This is a genomic window from Okeania sp. (assembly GCF_983059655.1).
Map to the genome: position 1 here is coordinate 1 of NZ_CEZPJD010000362.1, position 7,798 is coordinate 7,798.

Sequence of the window (7,798 nt, forward strand, 5' to 3'; positions counted from 1 at the left end):
AATTTTGAATCAAATCAGAAGCCAAGAAGTAAATTGATTTACCATTTATTACTTTGGATAATAAGTTTATTTGTTATTTTTTTGATTTTTTCATTACTATTTAATGGGTTAAGCTACGATCAGCTTTTTGGTACTCATTTTGGAGAGGAGATTAAAACTGCATTTCCCATTGAAAGATGGTTTTAAAAGGTTAAGTAAAGTCATCATCAATAAAGATTACGATCTATTTTCTTTGGCTATTTTCGGTATATTAGTAGTCTTTGTGAGAAATCGATGGGAAGGTCTATTTCCAGTTGCATGGCTAGGAACAGGAACATTGCTTCTTTTAAATCATAGACCAGTATGGCCACATAATTATTGTCTCATTGCTATTCCCATGGCTTGGTTGGCAGCTTATGCATCTGTTCCATTATTTGACTTTTTTCAGCAACGAGAATTTAGATTAGGAAATTATTTTTGGGCAAGTATTTCATTGATTTTAATGATATTTGCATTATTAATATTAAAACCTAAAGTTTCAAAAGATATTCCTAGTCTTCAAAGAAACTATGAACCAGAATTTGCAGTTGTAAATAGTCTAATAGAACATAAAAATTAAACAAAATGGCTATTTACCGAATTATTAATTATTAATTATTAATTATTAATTAATTTTGGTTTAAAGCCTCCTCTTTTAAGGGGAAAAAAGCGGTCGTTTGCTTTGCAACGCTGGCGCGAAAAGCGCAGCGCACCCGTTGGGTGGGATGGCGAGGTCTCCGTTCCCTCCGGGACGCTTTCCTTGCGGAATGCTATCGCAAACGCGTTAGCGGAGCTTTGCGCTAGCAAACGCCATATCCAATCGACCAAGAAAAGAAATAATATCTCCTTCTATTCAATCAAGAACGGTTTTAACCAGAGGTAATTATTAATTATCCATTATCAATTATAAATTAATGAAAGATGTTCCAATTTATGGCTTTTATGCAGATTTACTTGTTCCTCCAGAAATTGCGGTTTTCTCTACTAAGCGCATAAAGACAGACCAACTGACTCAAAATGAGATATATGAATTACTTCTAAAATACCGCCCAGAACAAATTTTAATCGGTAGATTTAAGGGTTTTATATATACATCCAGTGATGTTGACTCATACACATACATAAATAAATTCTATTCAAAAAGCAATGATATTTCTGTTGTCGATCGCTATATTTTAAAGTCTTTAAAATCAGCTTTTTAATTTGTCAAGCAACCATTAAATTTTTTTAGATTGGAATATTAGTAGTATTGGTAGGAACGTATATGATACACTAGAAAAGTTGTCTAAAATCGCACATCTGGGTAATCGGGTGTTCTACAGATAAGAATCTATGAGAATACACCTGGATGGAGGATTAAACCCGAATAGGAGATAAAATCATGCCAGTTGTTAGTTTGGCTCAATTGTTAGAGTCAGGAGTCCACTTTGGGCATCAGACCCGTCGCTGGAATCCAAGAATGTCCCAGTATATTTTTACAGAGCGTAACGGCGTTCATATTATCGATCTTGTTCAAACAGCTCAATTAATGGAAGAAGCTTACGACTATATTAGAACTGCTTCTGAACAAGGAAAAAAATTCTTATTTGTTGGTACAAAGCGTCAAGCTGCTGGTATTATCGCTCAAGAAGCTAGTAGATGTGGAGCTTATTATATTAATCAGCGTTGGTTAGGTGGGATGCTCACTAACTGGACTACTATTAAAACTCGGGTAGAAAGACTTAAAGACCTAGAGCGTCGTGAATCAAATGGGGCACTGGATTTACTCCCGAAAAAAGAAGCTTCGGTTCTCCGTCGTGAAATGGCTAAATTACAAAAATATCTAGGGGGCATTAAAAATATGCGCCGCTTGCCAGATGGAGTTGTTATGGTAGACCAGCGACGAGAGTATAATGCTGTTCAAGAATGTCAGAAGTTAGATATTCCAATAGTCTCTTTGTTGGATACAAATTGTGACCCTACTCAAGTGGATATTCCAATTCCAGCTAATGATGATGCTATTCGCTCAATCAAACTTATAGTAGGTAAATTGGCTGATGCTATCTATGAAGGTCGTCATGGTCAACTAGAAACACTGTCTCAAGAAGATTATGATAACTATGAAGAATATGAAGAAGATTATGATTATGATGGAGCGGAAGAAGAATTTAATCTAAGTGATGATGAGGAAGAGTCATCAGCAGAAAATAATGAAGAAGAATAACAAGTTCTAGGTAAGCAAGCATTCAGCCGTCAGCTATTAGCTATCAGCTATTAACTTTGAGTCCGCATAAAAGCAACCTTTAAAATTGAAAAAGAATAATAAAGTTACTGCTATGAGTCTCTGGACAAAACCTTAGAAGTAATAAAAAATTACTAATTACTGATAGCTGACTGCTTACAATTCTAGTAATATTGTTGAGTAGTAGAGGTGGGGTGTTTAGGGATAAAATATACTGTAAATTATTTCTAAAAAGCCTATCTTAAATTAAGGCACTAAAGATAGGATTAATTCCTAAATAATTAAAGATTAAATTGTAGTAAAGTTAAATTGGGGAATGAAAAATATGGTGGAAATATCTGCAAAATTAGTTAAAGAGTTGCGTGATACAACAGGTGCAGGAATGATGGACTGCAAAAAAGCTCTCAAAGAAAATAATGGCGATATTGAAAAGTCTATAGAATGGCTAAGACAAAAAGGTATTGCTTCTGCAGGAAAACTTGAGGGTAAGGTAGCAGCAGAGGGACTGGTTGAAAGTTATATTCATACAGGTAGCAGAATTGGTGTTTTAGTAGAAGTAAACTGTCAGACAGATTTTGTTGCTCGGAATGAGGCATTCAAAGATTTAGTAAAAAATATTGCTATGCAAATAGCAGCTTGTCCACAGGTAGAATATATTTCAATTGATGAGATTCCGGCGGAATTTGTGGAGAGTGAAAAATCTATAGAAATGGGTAGAGATGACCTCAGTAAAAAGCCGGAAAATATAAGGGAAAAAATAGTTCAAGGAAGAATAGAAAAGCGATTCAAAGAACTAACATTAATGGATCAGCCTTATATTAAAGACCAAAACATTACAGTGGCAGAGTTAGTTAAAGAAACCAGCGCTCAGTTAGGTGAAAAAGTACAAGTACGTCGTTTTACACGATTTGTTTTGGGAGAGGGTATTGAGAAAAAAGAAGATAATTTTGCTGAAGAAGTAGCAGCACAAATGGGAAAGGAATAATTTATAAATAATCATACATTTAAAGTTAAAAATAGCAGAGATAATCTGTTTATTTTTAATTTTAAATTAGTTGATAAATAGAAAATAATTCACTATGGTGGGAGCAGCAAAGCAAATAGAGGAAAAATTGAAAGAAATAGAAGTAGCGATCGCAAAAATTGCCAAAGAATTTTATGATACTTATGAAGGTTATTTCAAAGTATTAGGTGAAGGGATACGCCAACAATTAATTTTTGCTAGTTATCATATATGTACTCAAGGGTATCCAGAAGCTTTTCTTAATTTATCGTTTTCTCAGCGACAAAAAATGCAGTCTGAGTTACGAGAAATAGCAGAGCTACCAATTAGAGAATTAGAAGAGTTATTAGAAAAAAGTCCAGAAGAGCAGCAAAATTCAGATGAGACTTCAGCACCAGAACTAATAATGAGTCTTTTGGGTGAAGAAGATGAGGAGCAGCAAGAAGTAACATCCCCACTAAAAGGCGAAAAGACAAATATAGAATTTGATTCTGCTGTATTATTTTCAACTCAAATATCTGGTAATGAAGAGCAAAAACTAGCAGATAGGATAGAGGAAAATCTAAATAAAGTTGAAACAGAAGAAATAGAAAATTCCCCAGAAAATATTATTGATAAATTAGAGAATTTAGATACATTAATATCTTGGCAAGAGAATATAGAGAAGCAAATACCTGAAATACTCAAAAAAGTTTCCGATCGGGCAAACTCCATCCTTCAAAATGCAGAAATACTACCAAAAAAAATACCGAAAAAAGTTTTAGAAGCTGCAACAAAAATGGAATCAGGCGATACCCCTTTAGGTGGAAAACCTAATTTATTAAACTTATTAATTGAAGCAGAAGATCCAGAAGAGGAAAAAAAACCTAGAGTTACTAAAGTTATGGCAGTAAATCTCAGGTTATCTGAAATAGAATTTACTGATATTAATGTTAGTGCCTGGCGTAATAAAATTCGTAACCTTTTAGGAAGGCTTAATCAACTGCAACGAGAATATCGTAAAAAGCAACGCGAACGAGCTGTAATAGAAGCAGAGTCAGCATGGCGTTCTAGTTGGTATGAAGAATAATGAATAATTAATAATGAATAATTAATAATTAAGATGTGATAGTTAATAATTATTCATTCAACAATTTACGCCTTGAAGCCGACTCTTTTAAGGGGATAAAGTGGTCGAGGGATGGCGAGGTTTCCTCGCCATATCCCTATACGGTTCAGTTAAGGATTTTTTTTGCAGTTCTGTAGTCTGAAAAGCCTATCTAATCATTTCATAAGTAAGTAGACAAAATTATTTGTATATAAATTTGTTGTTGATTCTTTTATAGCTCTATGAAAAAGTAATCAAAAATGCACAATTAATTTTTTCTAGGTACTTATCATAGAAGTTTTCGTCTTAAATGAACCATATTGCGCCAAATCCAATCGACCAAGAATAATAAAAAAAAATCTTTTTAGTCAATCCTATCCGTTTTAATAAGAGGTAATTATTGATTATTAATTATTAATTGCTGAATTAGGAGTCAGTAGTCAGGAGGGAAGAAAGAAGAAGTAAAGATGAGTAGAAGGACGAAGGTTTTTTGGTCGCTTCATTAAAGTAAGTAAAATAAAAAAAGTCAAAATAATTTAATGCTGATATTGACAGGACTTACGCAAAGATTCTACTTATGGGGAGGACGTTAGTGGAGCTTGGCGGAGCGCCAATGCCATTTGCTTCGCATAACTATCGTTAACGCCCCTACATATGGTGGTTGAACAGTCAATTTGCGTAAATCCTGATTTATTTAAGTGTGAATTTCTATAAATTAGCGACTAAGAAAATATTACATAAATAATTTGCCATGAATAATGAAAGAGAAAATATTGACTGGGAAAGACTACAAAAAGCTTTGTCAGTAGAAATACAATATGGTTTGCAAAATATCCAGGGAAAACAATATATATTTAATGACTTTTTAAGTATCAGTTTAAGACAACCACCAATAATATTACAAGGTTATCAAAATCAATTTCAGGAGATATCTAATAAATTTGTCAGTTATCCAGAAATGACCAGAGAAGAGCGGCAAAATTTACTAGAAACAACTAAATATTTTTTACAAAAAATGCAATATATTTCTGAAGGAGTAAAGCCGGAAGAAACAATAAAAAAAGAGATAATTCAACCAAAAGAAAAAACTCAAGAAAGACTAAAACAAAGTTCTGTTACTCCAAAAAAATATAGCGATAAACTTGATGTAGAACAACCATTAACAGAAGTCAAAGATATTAGTAAAAGAAACAGCGATCGCCTAGCGACATTAGGATTATATACAGTTAGAGAATTACTTTATTATTACCCAAGAGACCATATAGATTATGCTCGTCAAGTAAATATTCGTGACTTGGAACCTGGAGAAACTGTTACAATAATTGGCAAAGTTAAACGGTTCAATTGTTTTTCTAGCCCTAAAAATAAGAAATTAACTATTCTTGAACTTACTCTTACAGATGCTACAGGTCAAATTAAAATAAGTCGCTTTTTTGCCGGACCTAGATTTAGTAATAAAGGTTGGCAAATGCAGCAGAAAAAAATTTATCCAGTCGGGGCAACAGTAGCTGCTTCAGGTTTAGTTAAAGAAAACAAATATGGCAAAAATTTAGATAATCCAGAAATAGAAGTTCTTGATAGTGAAGGGGGTCAAATTGAATCCATGAAAGTTGGTCGTTTAGTACCAGTTTATCCCTTAACAGATGGAGTAGGAGCAGATGTTGTGAGACGAGCAATATTTAAAGTTTTACCAACAGCAGAACAATTGTCAGATACATTGCCTGAAGGATTGCTAAATCAATATCAATTAATAGATTTAAAAAATGCTATTAAAAATATTCACTTTCCTACAGATAGAGATTGTTTAGCAGCAGCACGTCGTCGTTTAGTTTTTGATGAATTTTTCTACCTACAATTAGGATTATTGAAACGTCGGCAACTGCAAAAAAAAGTAGAAACAGGAATAGCTTTACCAACTACAGGAAAATTAATTGAGCAATTCTATAAACTCCTGCCATTTGCATTAACTAATGCTCAAAAAAGAGTAGTGAATGAAATACTTAATGACCTACAAAAACCTGAATCAATGAAAAGATTAGTACAAGGAGATGTAGGAGCAGGAAAAACTGTAGTAGCAGTTGTGGCGATGTTAGCAGCAATTCAAGCTGGTTATCAAGCAGCTTTAATGGCACCAACAGAAGTTTTAGCAGAACAACATTATAAAAAATTAGTTGCTTGGTTTAATCTTTTACATTTGCCAGTTGAACTATTAACTGGTTCGACAAAAGTAGCAAAACGCCGAGAAATTCACTCTCAACTTGAGACCGGAGAATTACCTGTATTAGTCGGTACTCATGCCCTTATTCAAGAAGCAGTAAATTTTCACAAATTAGGTTTAGTAGTAATAGATGAACAACATAGATTTGGGGTTCAACAAAGAGCAAAGTTACAACAAAAAGGAGAATCTCCCCACTTTTTAGCAATGACAGCTACCCCCATTCCCAGAACTTTAGCTTTGACATTACATGGAGATTTAGATGTTAGTCAAATAGACGAATTACCCCCAGGAAGGCAACCAATTCAAACAACTACTTTAACTGGAAGACAACGTAAAAAAGCTTACGATTTAATCCGCCGAGAAATAGTTCAAGGAAGACAAGTTTATGTAGTTTTACCCTTGGTTGAAGAGTCAGAAAAATTGGATGTAAAATCCGCAGTTGAAGAACATCAAAAGTTAGCAGAAAAAGTTTTCCCAGAATTTCAAATAGGTTTACTTCATGGCAAAATGACAAGTGTAGAAAAAGACCAAGCAATTAGTACATTTCGGGATAATGAAACTCAGATTTTAGTATCTACAACTGTGGTGGAAGTGGGGGTCGATGTACCGAATGCCACAGTAATGTTGATTGAAAATGCAGAAAGGTTTGGTTTATCTCAGTTACATCAGTTGCGGGGACGGGTGGGGCGTGGTGTCCATAAGTCTTATTGTTTGTTGATGAGGGGTGCGGGTTCGACTGATGCTACGGAACGTTTGAAAGTTTTAGAGCAGTCTCAGGATGGATTTTTTATTGCTGAAATGGATATGCGTTTACGGGGGCCAGGTCAGGTTTTGGGAACGAAGCAGTCTGGGTTGCCGGATTTTGCTTTGGCGAGTTTGGTTGAAGACCAGGAGGTTTTGGAATTGGCGCGGGGTGCTGCTTTTCGGGTGATGGAGAAGGATGAAAGTTTGAAGAGTTGGCCTCTATTGAGGAGGGAGTTGGAATGGCGGTATCAGAAGATGATGGGGGGGTCGATTTTAAATTAGGAGTCAGGAGTGGGGGAGTGGGGGAGATAGACAAACAAACTGCAATTAATGATTAATTCAAAATCAAAAAAATATTCATCACTATTTTTTCATACGCAATAGTAGAATCTCAAAAGTCTAGAAAGACTCAGCTCAGAGCAACCTACTTTTCTTTCTCTAGATGTTGGAGTGCTTCAGATAAATCAAAAGCAACTAATGATTAATTCAAAATCAAAAAAATATTCA

At 34.4% G+C, this 7,798-nt stretch carries 7 protein-coding genes; all 7 read left to right on the forward strand.

What is annotated here, in order from left to right:
- Positions 1-186 (forward strand): hypothetical protein (locus tag AC3DU7_RS19230; protein WP_488040919.1); only part of this gene is annotated, 186 nt, incomplete at its 5' end.
- A complete protein-coding gene (locus tag AC3DU7_RS19235; protein ID WP_488040920.1) occupies positions 170-598 on the forward strand; it encodes a hypothetical protein in 429 nt (142 codons plus the stop codon). The genes AC3DU7_RS19230 and AC3DU7_RS19235, both read left to right, overlap by 17 nt.
- 334 nt (positions 599-932) lie before the next feature.
- Positions 933-1,220 (forward strand): hypothetical protein, encoded by a 288-nt coding sequence (locus AC3DU7_RS19240; RefSeq protein WP_488040921.1) that lies wholly within the window; start codon positions 933-935, stop codon positions 1,218-1,220.
- A 179-nt stretch (positions 1,221-1,399) separates the two neighbouring features.
- Positions 1,400-2,221 carry a 30S ribosomal protein S2 gene (gene rpsB, locus AC3DU7_RS19245; protein WP_488040922.1) on the forward strand — a complete coding sequence of 274 codons (822 nt, stop codon included), beginning with the start codon at positions 1,400-1,402 and terminating at the stop codon, positions 2,219-2,221.
- Between the two features lie 343 nt (positions 2,222-2,564).
- Positions 2,565-3,224 (forward strand): translation elongation factor Ts, encoded by a 660-nt coding sequence (gene tsf, locus AC3DU7_RS19250; RefSeq protein ID WP_488040923.1) that lies wholly within the window; start codon positions 2,565-2,567, stop codon positions 3,222-3,224.
- 94 nt (positions 3,225-3,318) lie between these two features.
- Positions 3,319-4,311 (forward strand): hypothetical protein, encoded by a 993-nt coding sequence (locus tag AC3DU7_RS19255; RefSeq protein ID WP_488040924.1) that lies wholly within the window; start codon positions 3,319-3,321, stop codon positions 4,309-4,311.
- Between the two features lie 769 nt (positions 4,312-5,080).
- Entirely contained in the window at positions 5,081-7,573 is a 2,493-nt protein-coding gene (gene recG, locus AC3DU7_RS19260; RefSeq protein WP_488040925.1) for an ATP-dependent DNA helicase RecG, read from the forward strand.
- Positions 7,574-7,798: the final 225 nt, after the last annotated feature.

Coding starts and splice junctions, on each gene's coding strand:
- AC3DU7_RS19240 (WP_488040921.1), top strand. CDS start 933: ATGAAAGATGTTCCAATTTATGGCTTTTATGCAGATTTACTTGTTCCT.
- rpsB (WP_488040922.1), top strand. CDS start 1,400: ATGCCAGTTGTTAGTTTGGCTCAATTGTTAGAGTCAGGAGTCCACTTT.
- tsf (WP_488040923.1), top strand. CDS start 2,565: ATGGTGGAAATATCTGCAAAATTAGTTAAAGAGTTGCGTGATACAACA.
- AC3DU7_RS19255 (WP_488040924.1), top strand. CDS start 3,319: ATGGTGGGAGCAGCAAAGCAAATAGAGGAAAAATTGAAAGAAATAGAA.
- recG (WP_488040925.1), top strand. CDS start 5,081: ATGAATAATGAAAGAGAAAATATTGACTGGGAAAGACTACAAAAAGCT.